The organism is Modicisalibacter muralis (assembly GCF_900102945.1).
GTDB lineage: Bacteria > Pseudomonadota > Gammaproteobacteria > Pseudomonadales > Halomonadaceae > Modicisalibacter > Modicisalibacter muralis.
In genome coordinates this window covers 529663-551302 of sequence record NZ_FNGI01000001.1, presented here as the reverse complement: position 1 = coordinate 551302, position 21640 = coordinate 529663, and the positions used below count along the sequence as shown (strand labels likewise).

General features: G+C 61.3%; 22 protein-coding genes. 13 read left to right on the top strand and 9 right to left on the bottom strand.

Translation table 11 applies throughout. From position 1 onward, the window contains the following. Window positions 1–228 precede the first annotated feature (228 nt). From fliF to fliR, 13 genes are all read left to right on the top strand, one after another. The gene (gene fliF / locus BLR92_RS02615; protein ID WP_089725199.1) at window positions 229–1980 is read left to right on the top strand and encodes a flagellar basal-body MS-ring/collar protein FliF; all 1752 of its coding nucleotides are present in this window, start codon (window positions 229–231) and stop codon (window positions 1978–1980) included. Further along, a complete protein-coding gene (gene fliG, locus BLR92_RS02610) occupies window positions 1977–2972 on the top strand; it encodes a flagellar motor switch protein FliG (RefSeq protein WP_089725197.1) in 996 nt (331 codons plus the stop codon). Before fliF ends, fliG begins: the two co-directional genes overlap by 4 nt. Next, on the top strand, window positions 2965–3702 hold the full coding sequence (locus BLR92_RS02605) for a flagellar assembly protein FliH (protein WP_089725196.1): 738 nt from the start codon (window positions 2965–2967) through the stop codon (window positions 3700–3702). Before fliG ends, BLR92_RS02605 begins: the two co-directional genes overlap by 8 nt. 5 nt (window positions 3703–3707) lie before the next feature. Further along, window positions 3708–5111, top strand: coding sequence for a flagellar protein export ATPase FliI (gene fliI / locus BLR92_RS02600; protein WP_089725960.1), 1404 nt, complete (start codon window positions 3708–3710; stop codon window positions 5109–5111). Between the two features lie 67 nt (window positions 5112–5178). Then, the gene (gene fliJ, locus BLR92_RS02595; RefSeq protein WP_089725194.1) at window positions 5179–5649 is read left to right on the top strand and encodes a flagellar export protein FliJ; all 471 of its coding nucleotides are present in this window, start codon (window positions 5179–5181) and stop codon (window positions 5647–5649) included. Between the two features lie 13 nt (window positions 5650–5662). Next, complete coding sequence (locus BLR92_RS02590) at window positions 5663–7045, top strand: flagellar hook-length control protein FliK (RefSeq protein WP_175488697.1); 1383 nt, start codon at window positions 5663–5665, stop codon at window positions 7043–7045. A 242-nt stretch (window positions 7046–7287) separates the two neighbouring features. Further along, a complete protein-coding gene (gene fliL / locus BLR92_RS02585) occupies window positions 7288–7776 on the top strand; it encodes a flagellar basal body-associated protein FliL (RefSeq protein ID WP_089725191.1) in 489 nt (162 codons plus the stop codon). 6 nt (window positions 7777–7782) lie between these two features. Further along, window positions 7783–8823: a flagellar motor switch protein FliM gene (gene fliM / locus BLR92_RS02580; RefSeq protein ID WP_089725189.1), complete on the top strand. Its 1041-nt coding sequence runs from the start codon at window positions 7783–7785 to the stop codon at window positions 8821–8823. After that, a complete protein-coding gene (gene fliN, locus BLR92_RS02575) occupies window positions 8816–9319 on the top strand; it encodes a flagellar motor switch protein FliN (protein ID WP_089725187.1) in 504 nt (167 codons plus the stop codon). Before fliM ends, fliN begins: the two co-directional genes overlap by 8 nt. Beyond that, window positions 9316–9801: a flagellar biosynthetic protein FliO gene (gene fliO, locus BLR92_RS02570; RefSeq protein ID WP_089725185.1), complete on the top strand. Its 486-nt coding sequence runs from the start codon at window positions 9316–9318 to the stop codon at window positions 9799–9801. Before fliN ends, fliO begins: the two co-directional genes overlap by 4 nt. A 65-nt stretch (window positions 9802–9866) precedes the next feature. Further along, complete coding sequence (fliP, locus tag BLR92_RS02565; RefSeq protein ID WP_175488719.1) at window positions 9867–10595, top strand: flagellar type III secretion system pore protein FliP; 729 nt, start codon at window positions 9867–9869, stop codon at window positions 10593–10595. A 49-nt stretch (window positions 10596–10644) separates the two neighbouring features. Beyond that, on the top strand, window positions 10645–10914 hold the full coding sequence (gene fliQ / locus BLR92_RS02560; protein ID WP_089725183.1) for a flagellar biosynthesis protein FliQ: 270 nt from the start codon (window positions 10645–10647) through the stop codon (window positions 10912–10914). Window position 10915: 1 nt separating this feature from the next. Next, the gene (fliR, locus tag BLR92_RS02555; protein WP_089725180.1) at window positions 10916–11710 is read left to right on the top strand and encodes a flagellar biosynthetic protein FliR; all 795 of its coding nucleotides are present in this window, start codon (window positions 10916–10918) and stop codon (window positions 11708–11710) included. Window positions 11711–11765: 55 nt separating this feature from the next. Here the strand turns inward: fliR and flgL are convergent, their stop codons facing one another. The 9 genes from flgL to BLR92_RS02510 all read right to left on the bottom strand — a co-directional run bounded on the left by flgL (window position 11766) and on the right by BLR92_RS02510 (window position 21627). Next, the gene (gene flgL, locus BLR92_RS02550; protein WP_089725178.1) at window positions 11766–12983 is read right to left on the bottom strand and encodes a flagellar hook-associated protein FlgL; all 1218 of its coding nucleotides are present in this window, start codon (window positions 12981–12983) and stop codon (window positions 11766–11768) included. Window positions 12984–13016: 33 nt separating this feature from the next. After that, on the bottom strand, window positions 13017–14951 hold the full coding sequence (flgK, locus tag BLR92_RS02545) for a flagellar hook-associated protein FlgK (RefSeq protein ID WP_089725176.1): 1935 nt from the start codon (window positions 14949–14951) through the stop codon (window positions 13017–13019). An 89-nt stretch (window positions 14952–15040) separates the two neighbouring features. After that, a complete protein-coding gene (gene flgJ / locus BLR92_RS02540) occupies window positions 15041–16135 on the bottom strand; it encodes a flagellar assembly peptidoglycan hydrolase FlgJ (protein WP_089725174.1) in 1095 nt (364 codons plus the stop codon). Next, complete coding sequence (locus BLR92_RS02535) at window positions 16135–17232, bottom strand: flagellar basal body P-ring protein FlgI (protein ID WP_175488718.1); 1098 nt, start codon at window positions 17230–17232, stop codon at window positions 16135–16137. The genes flgJ and BLR92_RS02535 overlap by 1 nt, the downstream gene beginning before the upstream one ends. A 61-nt stretch (window positions 17233–17293) precedes the next feature. Next, on the bottom strand, window positions 17294–17956 hold the full coding sequence (locus BLR92_RS02530) for a flagellar basal body L-ring protein FlgH (RefSeq protein ID WP_217636530.1): 663 nt from the start codon (window positions 17954–17956) through the stop codon (window positions 17294–17296). A gap of 76 nt (window positions 17957–18032) precedes the next feature. Further along, entirely contained in the window at window positions 18033–18815 is a 783-nt protein-coding gene (flgG, locus tag BLR92_RS02525; protein ID WP_089725170.1) for a flagellar basal-body rod protein FlgG, read from the bottom strand. A gap of 33 nt (window positions 18816–18848) precedes the next feature. Further along, complete coding sequence (locus tag BLR92_RS02520; protein WP_089725168.1) at window positions 18849–19601, bottom strand: flagellar basal body rod protein FlgF; 753 nt, start codon at window positions 19599–19601, stop codon at window positions 18849–18851. Window positions 19602–19650: 49 nt separating this feature from the next. After that, window positions 19651–20829 carry a flagellar hook protein FlgE gene (gene flgE / locus BLR92_RS02515; RefSeq protein ID WP_089725167.1) on the bottom strand — a complete coding sequence of 393 codons (1179 nt, stop codon included), beginning with the start codon at window positions 20827–20829 and terminating at the stop codon, window positions 19651–19653. Window positions 20830–20925: 96 nt separating this feature from the next. Continuing rightward, window positions 20926–21627 carry a flagellar hook assembly protein FlgD gene (locus tag BLR92_RS02510; RefSeq protein ID WP_089725165.1) on the bottom strand — a complete coding sequence of 234 codons (702 nt, stop codon included), beginning with the start codon at window positions 21625–21627 and terminating at the stop codon, window positions 20926–20928. Between the last annotated feature and the right edge of the window lie 13 nt (window positions 21628–21640).

Below are 21640 nucleotides of genomic sequence, written 5' to 3'. Positions count from 1 at the left end.
CAACCCGCGCGCTGCGGCCATATGCGCAAATGACGCTAAAAAGGTGGGCTTTTCGCACCTTTAGCCTTGCACCAGTCACGGATAATGACGTCCATCACCCGACCGCCCAGGCTATAAGGCCAACATGCTGGAGCCGGACACCGCCATGCTATTTGGACCGACCCACCGTTACCGGGTCGAAACACATCATACCGCCCTGCTGGGCCTGAAGATCGCCGGGAGGCGCGCATGACCGACGCTGTTTCGGCCAATCAGACGACCTCGTCCCAAGGCGGCCGCGATACGACCACCCACAAGCGGACATCCCCCGCTGGGCTGCTATCGCAACTGCGCGGCAATCCTCGCGTTCCTCTGTTGATCGCTGCCGCCGCCGTTATCGCCATTCTCATCGTTCTGCTGATGTGGGCGCGTAGCCCCGATTACCGCGTTCTCTACAGCAATCTCAGCAATGCCGATGGTGGGCGCATCATTACCGAACTCGATACGCTGGGCATTCCCTATGAATTCGGTGCCGGCGGTAGCGCCTTGCTGGTGCCTGGCGATCAGGTGCACACGCTGCGCCTGAAGCTGGCCGAACAGGGCCTGCCCGAAGCCGGCAACGTCGGTTTCGAAATCATGGATAGCCAGGCCTTCGGTATCAGCCAGTTCGCCGAGCACATCAATTATCAACGCGGGCTGGAAGGCGAGCTCGCCCTGTCCATGCAGTCGTTGGGTCCCGTTCAGAGCGCGCGCGTCCACTTGGCGATGGCCAAGCCGTCGGTATTCGTGCGCGAAAGCGAGCCGGCCAAGGCCTCGGTAATACTCACCTTGCAGCCTGGGCGCACGCTGGGCGAAGGTCAGGTCAACGCCATCGTGCACATGGTTTCCAGCAGCGTGCCCGAACTTGCCGCCGACAACGTTACCGTGGTCGATCAGCAGGGCAATCTGCTATCGCGCGATGGCAGTAGCCTGGGCGGCCTGGACGGCACGCAACTGGAATACACCAAGGAAGTCGAACGCTCCTATCAGCAGCGCATCGAACATATCCTTGCACCGATCCTCGGCGCCGATAACGTACGCGCCCAGGTCGCCGCGCAAATCGATTTCTCGATCCGCGAGCAGACCGCCGAGACCTACACGCCAAACCAAGCACCCAATGAGGCCGCGATACGCAGCCGTCAGACCAGCGCCTCTTACTCCGGAGGCGACGGCTTGGCCATGGGCGTGCCCGGCGCGCTAACCAATACACCACCCGGCATTGCGCCCTCGCCCATCGATTTGGGTAGCAACGCGGAAGGCGAACAGGCCGGAGAGGATCAGCAGCAGGATCAAGTCGCCGATACCGCCCAGACCGACACCGAGGACGCCACGCCACCGAGCCGGCTCGACCGCAGCGATATCGTCAACTACGAAGTCGATCACAGCGTCGAACACGTGCAGTATTCGCGTGGCAGTGTCGAGCGCCTGTCGGTCGCCGTCGTCGTCGATTATCAGGAGACGATTAACGACCAGGGCGAAACCGTGATGGAGCCGCTCAGCGATATCGAACTGGCGCAGATCCAGCGCTTGGTACGCCAGGCGATCGGTTTCTCCGCGACGCGCAACGATGCCGTGGAGGTCGTCAACAGCCCCTTCACCCAGCCGGAACACACGGTCGAAATCCTGCCCTGGTGGCAAACGCCGCAGGCGCTTGGCCTGGCCATGACCCTTGGCCGCTACCTGTTGGTGCTGATTGCCGCCCTGCTGCTGTGGTTCATGGTGTTGCGCCCGCTGATCAAGCGTCAGGCACCCGCACAGCTCGCCGGCCCGGCGTTGCGCACGCCGGTGCCGGTCGGAGCCGTCGACAGCGCGGAAGACGAGGAAGACGAGGCCGTGGAAACGCCACGCCCACGTCGTCGTCGCTCATCGGCCTACGAGCAGAATCTCAAGGACGCCCGCGAGATGGCCCAGGAAGATCCGCGTTTGATCGCCATGATCGTCAGAAGCTGGATAAACACATGAGTGAAATGAGCGGCGCCCGCCGAGGCGCAATCCTGCTGCTATCCCTCGACGAGGATAGCGCGGCCGAAGTGTTCAAATACCTGTCCGCCAAGGAAGTGCAGGCCATTAGCATGGAAATGGCCTCGCTCGATCAAGTATCTCATGAAGATATGCGCAAAGTACTCGGCGAATTCCACGACGAGGCCGAGCAATTCACCGCCATCAACCTGCACTCCAGCGATCATATTCGCTCGGTGCTGACCAAGGCGCTGGGTAGCGAGCGCGCCTCCAGCCTGATCGAGGATATTCTCGAAACCTCGGGCGCGTCTTCCGGCATCGACGCACTCAACTTGATGGAAGCTTCGATGGTCACGGAACTGATCCGCGACGAACACCCACAGATCATCGCTACCATCCTGGTTCATCTGGAACGCTATCAGGCGGCGGATATCCTCGAACTGTTCGACGACAAGCTGCGTAACGACGTCGTACTGCGTATCGCGACGTTTAGCGGCGTGCAGCCGGCCGCCCTTCAAGAGTTGACCGAAGTGCTCGGCGGCATGCTCGACGGCCAGAACCTCAAGCGCAGCAAGATGGGCGGCGTAAGAACGGCGGCCGAAATCCTCAACCTGATGAATTCCTCCCAGGAAGAAGCGGTCATCGAAACCGTGCGCGCTCACAACGAGGATCTGGCGCAGAAGATCATCGACGAAATGTTCCTGTTCGAGAACCTCATCGATATCGACGACCGCGGCATCCAGCTCATCCTCAAGGAAATCGATACCAACTCGCTGGTGGTGGCGCTCAAGGGCGCGCCCGATGCGCTGCTCGAAAAGTTCATGGCCAACATGTCGCAGCGTGCCGCGCAACTGCTTCAGGAAGACCTCGAGGCGCGTGGTCCGATTCGCGTCTCGCAGGTCGAGAACGAACAAAAGGCGATTTTGCAGGTGGTGCGCCGGCTGGCCGACAGCGGCGAGATCGTGCTAGGCGGCGGAGACGACAGTTATGTCTGAGCGCCCGGTCGCGCCCGAGCGCGACACCGGCGACTGGCGTCGCTGGCAGATGGACGAACTGGGCGCGCCCGAGCGAGCGCGCCGTCAGCGCGAACGCTCGCGCCAGGAAGCCGTTCGTCAGCAGGTTTTTCAGCGCAACGCCGAAATCGAGGAACTGCGCGAAAAAACCCGCAAGGAAGCCTATGACGCCGCTTACCAGGAGGGTTTCGAGCAAGGCAAGCAGGACGGCTTCGAGCAAGGCCTGAGCGAAGGCCGCGCTGCCGGCGAGCAGGAAATGCAGAGTCAGACCCTGAAGACCCTGCAACCCGTGTTGTCCCTGGCGGAAAATTTTCGCGAGGCGCTCGACAGCCTCGATGGCGAGGTTGCCGAGCGACTGGTCGATCTGGCGCTCACCGCCGGGCGCCAGCTTGCCAGCGAAGCTCTGGAAGCACATCCCGAGGAAGTGCTCGATATCGCTCGCGAGCTGCTGCATGTGGAACCGGCACTGTCGGGCCGGCCGCGGCTGTGGCTGCATCCCGCCGATCTGCTATTGGTCAAGGCGCATCTGAGCGGTGAGTTCGAGGCTGCCGGCTGGCAGCTTCAACCCGACGACCTGATCAGTCGTGGTGGCTGTCGCGCATCCAGCGCCAGCGGCGAACTCGACGCCACGCTGGAGACGCGCTGGGAGGCAATCGCCGCCCAGGTGCGTCGGCGCCACAATGACGATGCGCCGCGTGGAGACACGCCATGAGTGCCATGACCGAGGCGAGCAACCTGCACCAGCGTCGCTGGCAGGATGCCGTGGATGGCGTCCAGCGTCGAGTCGCCGGCGTGGCACCCTATCGCGCCAGTGGACGCATCGTCCGCGCCACCGGCCTGGTACTCGAAGCCATCGGGCTGCGCGTGCCACTGGGCAGCGCCTGTCGCATCGAGGTATCGCCACGTTCCACGCTCGCTTCGCATCAGCGGGACAGCGAGCGTTTCGCCGAAGCCGAAGTCGTCGGCTTCTCGGGCGAGAAGTTGTTTCTCATGCCATTGGAAGAAATCAGTGGCCTGCTGCCCGGTTCGCGAGTCTTCCCGCTCGGCGAGGGCCCGCATGAGAATGGCAGCGCCCGACGCTTCCCGCTCGGTGACACCCTCCTCGGCCGGGTCGTCGACGGTAATGGCCGGCCGCTGGACGGCAAGGGCCCGTTGGCCGACGCACCGCATGCGCCGCTCGCCACCCCGGCGATCAACCCCTTGTCGCGTGCGCCCATCGACACCCAGATCGACGTCGGCATCCGGGCCATCAATGGCCTGCTCAGCGTCGGTCGGGGGCAACGCATGGGGCTGTTCGCCGGCTCCGGGGTCGGTAAATCGGTACTGCTTGGCATGATGGCCCGCTATACCCGTGCCGACGTGATCGTAGTCGGCCTGATCGGTGAACGTGGCCGTGAAGTACAGGATTTCATCGACAATATTCTCGGCGCCGAGGGTCGGCGTCGTGCCGTTGTGGTAGCCGCGCCGGCCGATACGTCGCCGTTACAACGTCTGCAAGGTGCATCTTATGCGACGCGCCTTGCCGAAGGTTTCCGCGACGCCGGGCGCAACGTGCTGCTGATCATGGACTCGCTGACCCGTTTCGCCATGGCACAACGCGAGATAGCCCTGGCGATCGGCGAGCCACCGGCGACCAAGGGCTATCCACCCTCGGTATTCGCCAGGCTGCCCAGCCTGGTCGAGCGTGCCGGCAACGCCATGAAAGGCGGTGGCTCGATTACCGCTTTTTATACGGTACTGACCGAAGGCGACGACCAGCAGGATCCGATTGCCGACTCGGCGCGGGCGATTCTCGATGGCCATATCGTACTGTCGCGCACGCTGGCCGAAGGCGGCCATTATCCGGCCATCGACATCGAAGCGTCGATCAGCCGCGCGATGACATCCATCGTCAGTAACGAACAACAGCGCCAAGCACAACACTTCAAGCAAGTGATGTCGCGCTACCAGCGCAATCGCGACCTGATCAGCGTCGGTGCCTATACGCCGGGACACGACCCGCAGCTCGATCAAGCGGTGACGATGCATCCAAGGCTGGAACGCTTTCTTCAGCAGCGCATCGACGAGCGCGCCGATATCCAGGAAACCCAGGATGCACTGGCGTCATTGGTGCCCGGCTGATCGCGTAAACGAAATTCAAAGCGAATGCAGGACTCAGAGCAAGGCGCAGGATTAAGGGGGACCGTTCATGGCTACATCAACACCGCTCGACACGCTGAGCCAGCTGACCCGCGATGCCCGTGACAACGCCAGTATCGAACTGAGCGGCCTGCTACGAGCGCGTCAGGACGCCGTCGCTCAGCTCGAGACGCTGACACGCTATCGCCACGAATATCGCCAGCGCCTGCAGAGCGCCATGGAAACCGGTATCGGTCCCGATAGCTGGCAAAACTACCAACAATTTCTGACCTCGCTGGATAACGCCATCGCTCGCGCGCGTCAGACGCTTGTCGAGCGCGAGGCTGGCCTGGCCCAAGGTCAACAGCGTTGGCAGGTCGAACAGCGCAAGTTATGTGCCTACGATACATTGGCCTCTCGCCGCGAAAATGCCGAGCGCCAACGCACGACACGCCAGGAACAGCGCCTGGCCGACGAAATGGCCGCCGGCGTGTTACGCCGCCGCCAAGCCAACGATTCCCACTCCGGCTCCAGCCACTGAGGAGGTTGTGTTCATGGAAATTACCCAGTTACTCCCTGCCAGCACCACCTCCCCCGCGTCCAAAGGTCCGCAGGGCACCACGGCCGACGGGGAGGACTTTGCCCGAATGCTCAAGCAGTCGGGTGAAGCCGCCAGCGGCAAAGGGTCCCGCGATGCCACCGCCACATCCAATTCCGGCGACGATTCGCTCGCGAAAACGACGGAGAAGGACACAACCGCTAGCGAAGCCATGCCCGAGTCAGGGGCCGATAGCACGGCGCAACAATCCGAGGCCCTGGTGCCGGGTGCCGTTCCTCCGGTTACCGGCATGCCGGTCGCAGGGTCGCCCACCACAAGATCGCCTGCCGCAGGATCGCCTGCCGGACTGTCGCCACTGACGCAGAATATCGCCCAGGCCATGTCAGCGCAGATAACCAGCCAGCCCACCCAGCCGCCGGTTATCGCGAGCACCCTAAACACCACCCTGCAGGCGAGTCAGGCCACGCTCAATGCTAGCGAAACGCTTGACCTGGCCGCGATTCGCGAGCGTTTGACGACCATCGCCAATGCCCAACGCGGCGCGGCAACATTGGCTGCGCCGGCTGCCGCTGGCGACGCCGCCACGTTATCCAACGCCGGGCAGTTCGCACTGGATATTGCCAAGGCGTCTCTCCCCCAGGCCGGCGACAGGCTAACCAGCATTCACGGCCAGGCCGCGGCAGCGCATCATCAGCCGCTAACCGCCCAAGGCATGAACCCGGTTGGCACTCAGGACCCTAGCGCCGCTCTACCAACCGCCAGCCAGCCGGCGACGTTCATGGACGCTATCGCCACTAGCCCGGCAACGCCCGATCTCGCTATAGCGGGGCGTGGTGGCGCTGAAAGCCATGCCAGCCAGGTTCAGGCCCTCGCCGGCAACCTAACCGGCGCGTCCACTGGCTCGGCCGGCCAGACACAGGCCTCGCCCGCACAGGTACTCAATGCCCCGTTGGCCACGCCACAATGGCAACAGGGCCTGGGTCAGCAATTGGTTGCGCTGCATCAGCGTGGCGCCCAACAGATGGAACTGCATTTGCGCCCCGCCGATCTGGGTCCATTGTCGATTAGTCTCAAGGTCGACGATCAATTGGCCCAGTTGCAGCTCTTCTCGACCAATCCACAGGTTCGCGCCGCCATCGAGCAGGCCATCCCCCAACTGCGCCAAGCGCTCGAGGAAAATGGCATTCAGCTAGGCGAAGCGATGGTCGGCGAGCAGCGCCAACAACATGACGGCGACTCCCGCTCGGCCGATGACACCGGCCTCGCCTCACGCGACGACGACCTGCGCGCCACATCGATCCATGAGGACCTGGATGTCGCGGCGACCGTCGACCGACCCCTGGCTGGCAATGGCAACGCGGTAGACCTTTACGCCTGATCCCAGGAGTCTGTCTGCTTGACCGACAGGCTCCCAGGGCGCGCTTGGCACCCCGGCCCTTCAAGAGTCGGCTCATCGGCCGATAACGGGATTAGGGACCATACCTACCTGCGCGTATCGATACACAAGCGCCGGAGCAAAACCCCGAGATAAGCGTATATCGACAGTCTTTTCCATCCTTGCCGATGGAGCGGCTGCCGCCATACTCCCTTCTGAATCACCCGATAACGACGGCGTAAGCAATGGCCAGCAATCAAATCGCAGGTAAAAGCCGCAAGCCCTGGTGGCTACTCGGCATTCTCATCATCATGCTCTCGATGGCGTGTTCGGCCGTCGTGTTCTTCATGCTCGACTCCAAGAGTTCGGCCGTTGCCCAGGATTCGCAGGTGAGTAGCGCACCGGTCGAAGCCCCAGCGCCTATCTTCGTGGGTATTTCACCTTTCACGGTCAACCTGCAGAGCGAGGAGTATGCGCAACGCCTGTTGTATATCGGCTTGTCGCTCAAGGTGGCCGACGAAGCCACCCAGCAACTGATCATGGAACACATGCCGCAGGTGCGCAGCCGGTTGCTGATGTTGCTGTCGAGCCAGAGCGCTGAGGATTTGATTTCACCGCAGGGAAAACAGGCGCTATCGAAGGAGATTCTGGCGCTGTTCGACGAGCCATTCAGCGACCCTCAGCCACCGCTGAGGATTCAGAATGTGCTCTACACCGACTTCATCGTGCAATAGGACACCATGTCTCAAGACGATCTGCTTTCGCAGGATGAAATCGACGCCCTGCTCAAGGGCGTCAGTGGCGAGGAAGAGTCCAGCGCCGGCAAAGATGCCGTCAGCGATGCTCGCGTACGCCCCTATGACCCCGCGACACAGCACCGGGTCATTCGCGAGCGCCTGCATGCGCTGGACATCATCAACGAGCGCTTCGCCCGTCAATTTCGCATGAGTTTGTTCAACCTGCTGCGACGCAGCGCCGATATCACCGTGGAAAACGTGCGTTATCAAAGCTATAGCGAATTCGCACGGCATATTCCGGTGCCGACCAATATCAATTTGATTTCCATGAAGCCGCTGCGTGGCACCGCGCTGGTGGTATTCCCGCCCAGCCTGGTATTCATGGTGGTCGATAACCTGTTCGGCGGCGACGGGCGCTTTTTGACCAAATCCGAGGGGCGTGAATTTACGCATACCGAGCAACGCATCATCCAGCGTCTGCTCAAGTTGTCCATCGGCGCCTATCAGGATGCCTGGAAATCGGTCTTCCCACTCGAGATCGATTACCTGCGTTCGGAAATGCAGGTGCGTTTCGCCAATATCACGAGTTCTCCCAACGAGATCGTGGTGACCAGCACCTTCCATCTGGAAGTCGGCAACCTGGCCAGTAACTTCCAGATATGCATGCCCTACTCGATGATCGAACCGATACGCGACCTGCTCTCGGGTCCGCTGACCGACAGCCACGCCGATGAAGACCGCCACTGGGGCCAGCGCATGGCCGGCGAGATCAAGCATTCCCAGGTCGAACTGGTGGCCGATTTCGTCGATATCGTCACCAGTATCGGCCGGGTCATGTCACTCAAAGCCGGCGATGTCTTGCCTATCGAGCTGCCCGACATCGTCTCGGCCCGCGTCGATGGCGTGCCGGTCATGGACTGCGAATTCGGCAGCCAGCATGACCAGCGCGCGCTACGCGTGCGCAAGTTGATCGATCACGTCGCCAACAACACCAAGTTTGCCCCAGGTCTGACGCCTGAAGCCAAGGAATCCGACAATGACTGACCCCAAGAAGCCCGATCAGAACAGTAGCGACGATGCTTGGGCAGACGCCATGGCCGAGCAGCAGAACGAAGCGCCTTCGGTGGAAGAAACCGAGGACGACCCCTGGGCAGCGGCGCTTGCCGAGCAGGCCGAAACCGAAGCCGAACAGCCCGTCGGCGGCGATGCCAGTCAGCCTACTGCCGCCGGCTCTCAGGTATTCAAGCCACTGGATCAGGGCACCGGCAGCCATGCCATGCGCGATCTGGAAATGGTCATGGACATTCCGGTCAAGCTGACCGTGGAGCTGGGCCGCACCCGCATCACCATCAAGCAACTTCTCGAGCTCGCCCAGGGTTCGGTGATAGAGCTCGATGGCCTGGCCGGGGAGCCGATGGATATTCTCATCAATGGCTACCTGATTGCCCAGGGCGAGGTCGTGGTCGTGGATGACAAGTACGGCATCCGTATTACCGAGATCATCACTCCTTCCGAGCGCGTGCAGAAACTCAACCGATGAGTCAGACTCTTATCAACCAGAGCACCACGCAAAGCGCCGCCGAAACACTGGGCGGCGCTCAGAGCGACCTGCTGGGTCTCGCCGTGCTGGGCAAGACTGCCCTGGCGTTGGCTATTGTGATCGGCGTGATTCTGCTGTGCAGCGCCCTGCTCAAGCGTATCGGTCCCGCGCGTGGGCGCCAGGGCCAGCACCTCAAGGTAGTCGCGAGCACCGCCGTCGGTCAGCGCGAGCGCGTGGTGATCGTCGAGGTCAAGGACACTTGGCTGGTGCTGGGAGTGGGTGGTGGGAAGGTCAATTCGCTGCATGAAATGCCCGCGCCGCCCACCGATACCAGCACGCCCGAGATAATGCCGGAAGGTGGTGGTTTTGCCGCACGCTTCGCCACTGCCCTGCGCCACAACACGCGCGCCTCCTTCTCGCGCAAAACGTCGCATGACAGGTCTGATGGCGGAGCGAACGAGAAACCGGGAGGCGATGCGTGAGCCTCATTCTGGAACCCCGCAAGGTCGATCGACTTCGCTGGGACCGGCTGCTGCGCCCTGCCGCCTTGCTGCTGGGCATCGCCTTGCTGCTGTGCTGGCCACACGCAGCGCTGGCCCAGAGCATTCCCGGCGTAATCAGTCGTCCGCTGGAAGACGGCGGTCAGCAGTGGTCGTTGAGCCTGCAGACCCTGTTGCTGCTCAGCTCGATGGCCTTCTTGCCGGCGCTATTGCTGATGATGACCAGCTTCACCCGCATCATCATCGTATTGAGCCTGCTGCGCACGGCCATCGGCACGCAGTCGGCACCGCCCAATCAGGTGTTGCTGGGTCTGGCGCTGTTTCTGACCTTTTTCATCATGTCACCGGTGCTCGATCAGGTTTATCAGGTAGCCTGGCAACCGTTTTCCGAGCAGCAGATCAATTTCGACGAGTTCCTGCAGTTGGCCAGCCAGCCGTTTCGTGAATTCATGTTGGCCCAGTCCCGCGAGCCGGATATCGCCCTATTCGCCCGGCTCGCCGATGTCGGCGCCATGCAGGGGCCTGAAGACGTGCCCATGCGCGTGCTGTTACCGGCATTCGTCACCAGTGAATTGAAGACCGCTTTCCAGATTGGCTTCACGGTCTTCATTCCGTTTCTGATCATCGACTTGGTCGTGGCCAGCGTGCTGATGGCCCTGGGCATGATGATGGTCCCCCCGGCGACCATCTCCCTGCCCTTCAAACTAATGCTGTTCGTGCTGGTCGATGGCTGGCAGTTGCTGATCGGCTCGCTGGCGGAAAGCTTTTATATCTAGCGAGAGCCTGCACATCGTTTTCCAGGCAATCTAATTTGCGAGGTGCACCATGACACCGGAAATGGTCATGAGCATGGCCTACCAGGGCATGAAGGTGACGCTGTTTCTGGCCGGGCCGCTGCTCATCACGGCGCTGCTGATCGGTTTGCTGGTCAGCCTGTTCCAGGCGGCGACCCAGATCAACGAGATGACCCTGTCGTTCATTCCCAAGATCCTCGGCGTGTTCGGCGCGCTGGTATTGGCCGGCCCTTGGCTAATACAGTTGATTACCGACTTCACGACCGAACTTTATCGCAACATCCCCCTGATGCTCGGCTGACATGATCGAGGTCACTTTCGATCAGTTACAGGGCTGGCTCATCGCCTTCCTGTGGCCGTTCGTGCGCATTGCCGCCTTTATCATGGCCGCCCCGCTATGGGGCCATTCCAGCGTGCCGGCACAGGTCAAGATCGGCCTGGCGGCCGTGCTTGCCATTGTCATGGCGCCCATCTTGCCACCGCTGCCCGACGTCCCGATCATGTCATGGGCGGGGCTTGGCATCATGATCGAACAGATGCTCATCGGCGTGGCCATCGGCCTGGTAATGCGCGTCACACTAGCGGTGGTGATGGCGGCTGGCGAATATATCGGGCTACAGATGGGACTGGGGTTCGCGACCTTCTTCTCGCCGGCGCTGGGCACCAACACCATGATTCTGTCGCGGGTTCTGTACATCGTCACGCTGTTGATGCTGCTGGCGTTCAACGGGCACCTGGTGGTGATCGAAATCCTCGCCACGTCCTTCGATACCCTGCCTATCGGCATGGGCGGTTTCAATTCCGCCGCCTGGGAAATGCTGGCCCGTTATGGCGGCACGATCTTCGTGGCGGGGCTATTGCTGGCGCTGCCGGTGGTGGCATCGCTGCTGATCATCAACCTCTCGTTGGGTATCCTCAACCGCGCCTCCCCGCAGTTGACGATCTTCTCGATCGGCTTCCCGCTGACCCTGGTGGTGGGCTTGATGCTGATGATGGTGCTGATGACCGATCTGGCGGGGTTTCTGGAAAGGCTGTTCATGGAAGGCTTCGCCTTCATGCGCGAACTATTGGTGGTGATGGCGCCGATTACCAACTGACCCGGAACCAGATACACGATGGGCGCCATGCATGGCGCCCATCGTGTCGTACTGCTTAAAGCTGCTCGAACAACGACAGGTTCTGAATACCGACGAAGGCCTTTTGCGAGGCCTGCAGTGCCGCCTGCTGCAAAAGGTAATCGGAGGTGGCCTTGGCAAGGTCGAGATCGACCAGTTCGGAGAGCGTCGATTTATAGTTCAATTCACGATTGCCGCCCACCGAATCCAGCACATCGAGTTCATTGATACGCGCACCGACAGAGGCACGCACGGTAAGCACGTTGTTCAGGCTATTGTCGAGCTCGCGGCTAGTCGTCGACAGCGTGTTGTGCAAGGCGGCCTTGGCGGCATCGGTATCGGTTGGCGTGTTAAGCGCGGCAATCACGTTTTCCAGCGTGGTGAACAGGCTCTGATCCTGGGCCTTGGCCATGCTGATCTCATCGCCCGCCGCTGGCTCGCCTTCGAGCGTCAACGATAGGCCGCCGAAGGTTAGCGTTGCACCTTCTTCGGGATCATAGGCGACATCGGTTTGCACAGCGGCACCGGTGCTGTCGTTCACGATGCTATAGGTTGGGTTGCCGGCGCCATCGTCACCGAAAGTAATCGTGAAGCCGTCACCGTAATTGGCATGGCTGGCATCCACGCGCGCCGGGCCGGTAAACGTCACGCTACCCGTATTGCCGCTATCGGCCTCGGCCACATAGCCGGAACCGCTGTGCACACCACTGAAAATTTCACTGCCGCTGTCGCCCACCGTCATCTGACGCGAGGGGCCAACCTGCTGTGCCCTGACATTGTCGCTGCCGAAATATTCGATACCACCTGCAGAACGAACGAATGGCGGTGCATCGTCCTCGAAACCACCGAACAGATAGGCGCCGTTACCGTTGGTGGTATTGGCCTGACCGATCAGGCTTTCATAGATGCCATTCAGATCGCTGGCGAGCGATGCGCGGTCCGCATCGCTCAGGGTGCCGTTGCCCGCCTGAACGATCAGCGTCTTGGCGCTGGCGATGGCGTCGCCGATGCTGCCGAGCACGCTATCTTCCTGGGACAGCGCATTACGCGCGCTGATCCGGGCGTCGGCGTATTGCTGATTGACCGCCAAAGACTGCGAAACACCCACCGCGCGTGACGCCGCCTGGGGGTCGTCGGAGGGGTTGACGACTCGCTTGCCGCTGGCGATCTGCTGGCTGATATGAAGAAATTCGCTCTGCTGGCGATTCATCGACGCCAGACTGGCTTGGAACATGGTCACGGTACTAATACGCATGACGGTGCCTCACACTGAAAGAGATGACTGGCATTAACGCAGGCCAAGAATGGTGTCGAGTACGGTGCTACCGGTCTGGATTACCTGGGCGTTGGCCTGGAAAAACTGCTGGTAGCGAATCAGGTTGGCGGCCTCTTCGTTGAGGTTGACCCCCGATTTGGATTGCTGCACAGCGGTAAGCTGCTCGGCGAGCCCCTGTTGCGCGGCAAGGTTGACCTTGGCGACATTGGTCTGATTGCCCACCACGCTGACCAGTGAGGCATAGGTTTGGCTGAAGGTGGACTCGCCACCGACCAGTTCGGCGTCCTGCAGGTTCTGCATGGCCAGCGCATTGCGATTGTCGCCGCTGGCCTCGGGATAAGAGCCGAAGGTAATCCTGTCGCCGTCCGCAGCCTGTCCCGTCAACGTGAAGCTGACGCCATCGACGGTGATCGTATCGCCCGCCTGGAGGTTCATCACCCCAGTTTCGGGGTTGTTATACACCGTACCATTGACCGAGACATTCATGCCCGCCGTGAAACCACCGAGGGTATAGGAGCCCGTCGTCGCATCGACATTACTTACCGTCAGGTCCATGTTCGAGGTGGGCAGTTGATACCCACGCTCGGCACTGATCCCCTCGACGCCCAGCGTGCCACTGTTGGCGCTATTGGCCTCGACTTGCACCAGCGACGCCGCGGCGATGTCCGCCGTATCGTCGATCAGGTTCTCGAACTGGCCGGCGAGATTGCGCGTCGGCTGAACCGCGAAGGTATCACCCGCCTGTGCTGTGCCACTCTCGACGGTCAGCGTGACGCCATCAAAGGTCAGCGTGGTATTGCCGGCGCCATCCGTACCGGCCGTAAAAGTGACGTCGGCGCCGGTATCGCTGCGCACCACTGAGTAGGCGCTACCGTCGTAGCTGACTTCATAATCGCTGGTAGTCACCGCCGTGAAGTCGCTGAACTCGGCACTGATTACTGCATCGCCGGTATTGTTGTCGTTCGAGTAGACGGTTGGCCCACCAATAGCGAAGAACTCCTGACCCCGCTCGCCATCGAGATCCCTACCCAGGCGGTGCTGGGCATTGAAGCCTTCGGCCAGCGACAGCGCCAATTGGCCGACCTGGTTCTGGGTCTGATCCAGCGACTCACGGCGGAAGGTCATCAGGCCGCCGAGGGTGCCGTTGTCGAAAGTCGCTTCGTCGAGCTCGATCAGGTTACCACCGGCGTCGTTATAGCCGACCACGATGCGCGATGGATCGTTGGACGAACGCATGGCTTCGAGCTCGAAGCTGCGATTGCCCGCCACCAATGGCTGGCCGTTGCCGATGGTCAGGTTATAGGTACCGTTATCCTGGACAACCAGGCTGACGCCGATGCGCTCGCTGATATTCGCCACCAGCTCGTCACGCTGATTGAGCAGGCTGTTGGGTGCTTCGCCGGTCTTGGCCTTGGCCAGCGCGATCTGACGATTGAGCATCGCCATCTGGTCGGCGGCATTATTGATCTGGGTGACTTCGTCACGAATCTGGCCGTTGATGCCGGACTGCATGTCGTCGAGATAACTGTCGAACGCACGGAATTGGGCGGTCAGGGTATTGGCGTTGCCGATCACGCCCTGGCGTGCGGCAGGATCGGAAGGCGCGCCGGCCATGTCCTCGAGCGACGAGAAGAAGCTCTGCATCAGCGGCGCGAGACCGGCTTCGCGGTCGGCGAGCAGATTGTCGATCTGACTGATCTGCGTCTCGTAGGCGCTCAGCGCGCTGGCGCTACTGGTCGCCTGGTTGAGCTGCTCGGCGATATAGGTGCTGAACTGACGTTGAACGTCATTGACCTGGACGCCACCGCCGTGGATGCCGTTCTCGCCCAGCAACGTCAACTGACGGTTGTAGCCCGGCGTATACACGTTGCTGATGTTGCTGCTGGTGGTTTGCAGAGCGATTTGTGCTGCGCTCAGGCCGCTGAGGCCGATGGAAAAGAGGCTCATGAGTCCGTTCCGCGTTGGCTATTGTCTAGGTTATCGGCCGTCGCCGCGTCAGCTTTAGGGGTGAATGGCAATCATCGCGCCAATTCCCATCAGAAGATGCTCGTCGGCACCCGGTCCGTAAAACCACCGTTAGCCCCTGGCGACGTGCTCGCCTGCGCACTCAGCGTCGCTTGGGCAGGTCGCTCACCGAGCGACGCCATCACCGCGATCAGCTTGTCGGCATAGGCCGGGTCGGTAGCATAGCCACCGGTCTGCAGGGCGCGGGCGGCTTCATGGGCGTTGGAAGCGCTGACCACGCCGGCGTAACGCGGGTTGTCACCAATCAGCCTGGCGTAATCGGTGAAGGCGTCCTCGAAGGAGTCATACACGCGGAAACTGTCGACCTGTTTGCGCGCCACCCCATCGACGTATTCGGTGGTGACGACATCGGTCGTCTCGCCCCGCCATTGGCTACCGGCCTTGATGCCGAACAAATTATGGCTGTTGCCGCCATCGGCGGTGGGGATTTCATGCTTGCCCCAGCCGGTTTCCAGCGCCGCCTGCGCCAGAATCAACTCAGCCGGCACGCCGGTAGTCCGGCTGGCGATCCGGGCCGGCCCTTCGAGTTGCTCCATGAATCGTGAGACATGCAGGGGGCGCTCGCCCGCGCCGTCACCGCGTGCGTCGCTGGCTCCGTTGACGCTGCTAGCGCCGACGTCATCAGTGGCATAAGCGCCGCGTGGCTGTAGCAGCAGTTCGTCACCCAGCCTTGTCGAGGTCGGCGTGGCGGTTGTTTCCGATGAACCATCCGACGAGTTTGTCACCAGTCCACCGTGCAAGACACGTGGCGTGCCACGCGGTATGCCGGCGATCAGGCTCTCGCCCTGAATGGAGCCAGTTGCCAGCCCGCGGCCTTCGAGCTGATTGATCAATTGCTCGGCCAGGCCGAAACCACTGCCGGAGAGATGCTGTGCCCATTGCTTATCGAGCATGTCGGTATAAAAGCGCGTTTGCTTGCTATCGAGCAGCCCCGATTCGGGAATCGTCTCGCGCATGCTCTTGAGCACCATTTGCAGGAAGATCGCCTCGAACTGTTCGGCCGCGGCGTTTAGCCCCTCGCTGGGCGCATTGACCGCCGTCTGTTTCAGGCGCTGAAGACCCTGCATGTCGAGCGCGAACTGGCCGCCCAGGTTGCTTACGCTCATCAGATGATCTCCAATTCAGCACGTAGCGAGCCAGCGGCCTTGAGGGCCTGCAGAATCGACATCAAATCCTGCGGCGTAGCGCCAAGGGCATTGAGTGCACGCACCACCTCGGCAAGATCGGCGCTGGTTTCGAGCATCTGTAGCGCACCACCCTCCTGGGCCACGGTGATATCGGCATTGGGCACGACAACCGTTTCCCCCCCGCCAAACGGATTCGGCTGGCTGACCAGCGGATTCGAATCGATGGTAATCGACAGATTGCCATGCGCGACCGCGGCACGACTCAGCGTCACCGCGCTGGTCAGTACCACCGAACCGGTACGCGAATTGATGATGACCCGCGCCGGCCCTTCGCCCAGCGTCAGATCGACATTCTGCACGCGCGCCATGAAACGCACCTGGTCGCTGTTATCAATCGGCGCACGCAGGCTGATCACCCGGCCGTCGACGGCCTGAGCCACCGGCGCGCCGAACTCCAGGTTGATGGCGGAGACCGCACGCTGCACGTTGTCGAAACTGTATTGGTCGAACAGCAGTTCGAGGGTGCCGTCCGTGCCCAATTCCAGCGGTACTTCACGCTCGACGGTCGCGCCGCCGCTGATCGTGCCACCGGCCTGCTGGTTGATCGCGACACTGCTGCCGCCCGCCTCGGCGCCTACCCCACCGACCAGCACGTTACCCTGGGCCAGTGCATAGACCCTGCCATCGGCGCCCTGCAGTGGAGACAACAACAGCGTACCGCCACGCAGGCTTTTCGCGTTGCCCACCGACGAGACGACCACGTCGATTTCCTGCCCCTTGCGCGCAAAGGGCGGAAGCTCAGCGGTGATCATCACCGCCGCGACGTTCTTGAGCTGCATGTTGGTGCCCGGGGGAATGCTGATACCCAGTTGCGACAGCATGTTGGTCAGACTCTGGGTGGTGAATGGCGCTTGCGTGGTTTGATCGCCGCTGCCATCCAGCCCCACCACCAGGCCATAGCCGACCAGCGCGTTTTCACGCACGCCGGCAAAAGACGCCAGATCGCGAATGCGTTCGGCCTGGGCCGGCATCATCAGGCCCAGCCACAGCGCCAGACCAAGCACCAAATAGCGCATCAGCGAGAAAGAAAAACGACGATGGAGCATCTTCATCGACCTCTGGTTCATCGGCACCAACTCAGAATGGCGACACGTTGAGGAAGAAGCGTTGCAACCAGCCCATGGTCTGCGCCTCGTTGATATAGCCGTCACCCACATACTCGATACGCGCATCGGCGACCTCGGTCGACACCACCCTGTTCTGCTCATTGACGGAGAGCGGATTGACCACCCCCGAGAAGCGAATGAACTCGGTGCCCTGGTTGATGGCGATCTGCTTCTCGCCACGCACCTTCAGGTTGCCGTTATAAAGTACGTCGATCACGGTCACCGTGATGGTGCCGGTGAAGGTGTTATTGGCCGCGGCACCGCCGCTGCCCGAGAAGTCGTTGTTGCCATTGACATCGAAGCCATACTCGGCCAGTTCTTCCAGCGGCTCGGGTAACTGAACGAATTCCAGGCCCGCCTCGCCATCGCGTCCGGCGTTGGCCGAAGAGCTCTTGCTGGCGCTGACCTGCTCATCGAGAACGATCGTCAGAATATCGCCCACTCGGCGTGGCCGCCGGTCTTCGAACAGCGGCTTGTAGCCATACTCCGGCTGATAAATCGAGCCGTTGGCCACTGGCGGTGGCGGCGGCAGAATCTCGATCTTTTCCTGTTCGCCGACCACCGACGGACGCGGCAATTGAGCGCAGCCACTGACCACCAGCGCCGCACTCAGCATCAACAGCAAGCGCAGCATATGGCGAGCCGAATAGGCGGAATATCGCTTCATGATCAGCTTGTTACCCCTGTACTAGTCACTTGTGTCGCGCGCTTCACATCTGAGCCAGACGCGCCAGCATTTCATCGGACGTCTTGACGACCTTGCTGTTGATTTCGTAAGCACGCTGGGTCTGGATCATGCTGACCATTTCCTCTACCACGTTGACGTTGGAAGTCTCGACATAGCCTTGCAGCAGGGTGCCCGCCCCATTCAGCCCCGGCATGTTGTCGTTGCGTGGCCCCGACGCATCGGTCTCGAGGTAGAGGTTTTCACCAATGCTCTTGAGCCCGGCCGGATTGATGAAGGTCGACAGCAGCAACTGGCCGACCTCGTTGGATTGACTGGACCCCGGTTGGGTGACCGAGACGATGCCATCCTGAGAGATCGACACCGACAGCGAGTTGGCGGGGATAAACACCGCCGGCTCGATGGGATAACCGCTGGCGGTGACCATCTGGCCGTTCTGGTTGACCTGAAAGCTGCCATCACGGGTGTAGGCCGTGGTGCCATCGGGGCGCATGACCTGGAAGAAACCCTGGCCGTCGATCGCCAGATCGCGCGAGTTCTCGGTATTTTCCAGCCCGCCCTGGGTGTGCAGACGTACCGTGGCCACCGGGCGTACGCCGGTACCGATCTGCAAGCCCGACGGCAGATTGTCCACCACCGTGGATTGCGCGCCGGGCTCGCGCAGGTTTTGATAAAGCAGGTCCTCGAACACCACGCGCGTGCGTTTGAAGCCATTGGTGCTGACGTTGGACAGGTTGTTGGCGATAGCGTCCATCTTCAACTGCTGGGCTTCGAGGCCGGTCTTGGCTGTCCACAGCGAACTGATCATGATGTATTCCTCGTAGATTCGTCAGGCAATCGCTCAGCTCAACGAGAGCAGGTTATTGGCGCGCTGTGAGTTCTCGTCGACGCTTTCGATCGTCTTCATTTGCATGTCGTAGCGCCGCGCGCTGTCGATCATCGCCACCATGGTTTGGGTAATACTGACGTTACTGCCTTCCAAGGCACCGCTGATCACACGCACCGTCTCGTCGGCCTGCAATACACCAGGCGCCACGCCATTGGCATTCGGTGCCGGCCGAAACAGGCCGTCCTCGCCGCGAACCAGCCCTTCGGGGCCCGGCGTCACCAGCTTGAGCTGTCCGGCCGGGCCACGCGTGACCGGCTCGCCGCCGGGAATCAAGGCGCTCAGGGTGCCGTCACTACCGATACTGACCTGGGCACCCAACGGCACCACGATGGGCCCGTTGTCACCGATTACCGGGCGCCCGAGGACATTTACCACCCCATTGGCGTCGATCTGCAGATCGCCGCGGCGGGTATAGGCCTCGCCATCCTCGGTTTGTACCGCCAACCAGCCGTCGCCACTGATAGCCACATCCAGATCGCGGCCAGTCGTGGAGATGGGCCCCGGGGTAAAATCGCTACCCGGCGTGGTAACCGCCACGACACTGCGCGTGGGCAACCCCTCGCCCTGAATGGGCACGGCGCGCAGCGCTTGAAGCTCGGCGCGAAAGCCCGGCGTCGAGGCATTGGCCAGGTTGTTGGCGATGATCGCCTGATGGTCCATGCTCTGCTGGGCGCCGCTCATGGCGGTATAGATGATTCGATCCATAGCGTCCGGCTCTCTTCCAGGTTCTATCGATTAGTGCATGGCTCAAGCGTTACAGGTTGACGATGCCCTGCAATACTTCGTCCTGAACCTTGACGGTCTGGGAATTGGCCTGGAAGGTGCGTTGCGCAATGATCAGATCAACCAGCGCCTGCGTGAGATCGACGTTGGAGGTCTCGACGACGCCGGACTCCACCGAACCGAACACGCCACTACCGCCCAGGCCCAGCAATGCTTGGCCGGAGGCTCCCGTCTCGGCCCAGGCGTTGTCGCCCACCGGCTGCAGGCCTTCCGGGTTACGGAAATTGGCCAGCGCGATGGTGCCTAGCACCTGGGACTGCTCGTTGGAGTAGTTGCCGATGATATTGCCGTTATCGTCAATGACCGTGCCCACCAGGCTACCGGAGGTATAACCGTCCTGGGTCAGTGAGCTAAGCTCGAACTCGTTGCCGAACTGGGTGGTACCCGCCAGGTCGAGATCGAACGTAACGTCGGCGGCGCCGTTAGTTGAAGTGAACGTGAACGTGCCCGGTGCCGTGGTCTGCAGAATACCGTCCTGATCGAAGGTAATATTCTCGACATTAGCATTCACGGTGCCATCCAGCGCCGTGCGCACTTCCCAAGCATTTGCTCCGGTCTTGGTGAAGTACATCGTCACGTTATGACTATTGCCCAGCGAGTCGTAGACGGTGGCGCTATTGGCGTAGGAGTAGCTATCCGGGTCGGTGATATCGAATGCTGTCGTGGCGCGATCGATCGCATCCACGGAGCTGTTCAGGTTGAGGCTGGCATCGATGCCGGTAGTGCCCTTGGCCGCCAAGGCTTCCGTCGGCACCTGCAATTCCACAGGCTGACCGCCGGTACCGACACCCGCCGGGAAGCCGGTCAGGCGCGCGCCCTGGGCGTTCTCGAGATAGCCCTGGGCGGTCACGGTCAACTGGCCGTTGCGCGAATAGACCACCTGATCGTTCTGCACGAAACGAAAGAAGCCGTCGCCGGCAATCGCCAAGTCGAGATTGCGCCCGGTGGTTTCCAGCGAGCCGTTGCTGAAGTCCTGCAGTACGGCGCTGACCTTGGTGCCCAAGCCGATCTTGCTGCCGGCGTACACGTCGGCGAACTGTACAGTCGACGACTTGAAGCCCACCGTCTGCGAGTTGGCGATATTGTTGCCAACTACATTCAATTTATCGGCGGCGGCGTTAAGACCACTGAGTGCTTGTGAAAAACCCATGGTAGTACTCCCTGCGCGTTTGCTGTTTTGGTTATAACTGCTGTTTCGCTGTAATTGCCGTGTTCGTCATGAGCGTTGAAACGATGGTCCGCCGCGCTAGAGAATCTGGCGCACGGCCTCGAGACCGACTTGCCCCATCATCGCGCCAAGGTCCAGGCGCGGCCCGCTGTCAGTGCTGATCACGCCGCCGACCACGGCGTAATTCAAGGTCGTCACCGGTACCGGTTCGCCGCCGTACGTCGCCTCGACTGAAACGAGATATTCGCCTGTGGCAACGTCCTCACTACTGTCAGACTCCCCTACCTTTCCATCCCACGAGAAGGACTGGACTCCAGCCTCCTGCGCGCCAATGTCGAAGGTTCGCATCACCTCGCCACTACCATTGGTGATGGTAATCTTGACCTCGTCGGCGGGGCCTTGCAGTTCGATACCAAACGGCGTGGCGACCACACCCTCGGCATCTTCACCCGCCTTGCCAACCAGCACGCGATCGCCCGGCACCAGTACGCCCTGGCCGATCAGTCCCGCCGCCTGAAGTGTCTGACCGGCATCGATCTGGCCATTGATGGTTTCCAGCGTCGCATTGAGATCCTGAATGCCCTGCACCGTATTGATCTGCGCAATCTGCGAGGTCATTTCGGCGTTTTCCATCGGCTTCAAGGGGTTCTGATTCTGAAGCTGTGTGACCAGCAGGGTCATGAAGCTTTCGCTCAACTCCTGGGATGACGTCCGGGGTTGAGCGGAGGTCCCACCCCCGTTCAGGGCACCGAGTACGCCACTGTCGATCGTGCTAGCCATGGGGCTCTCCTGG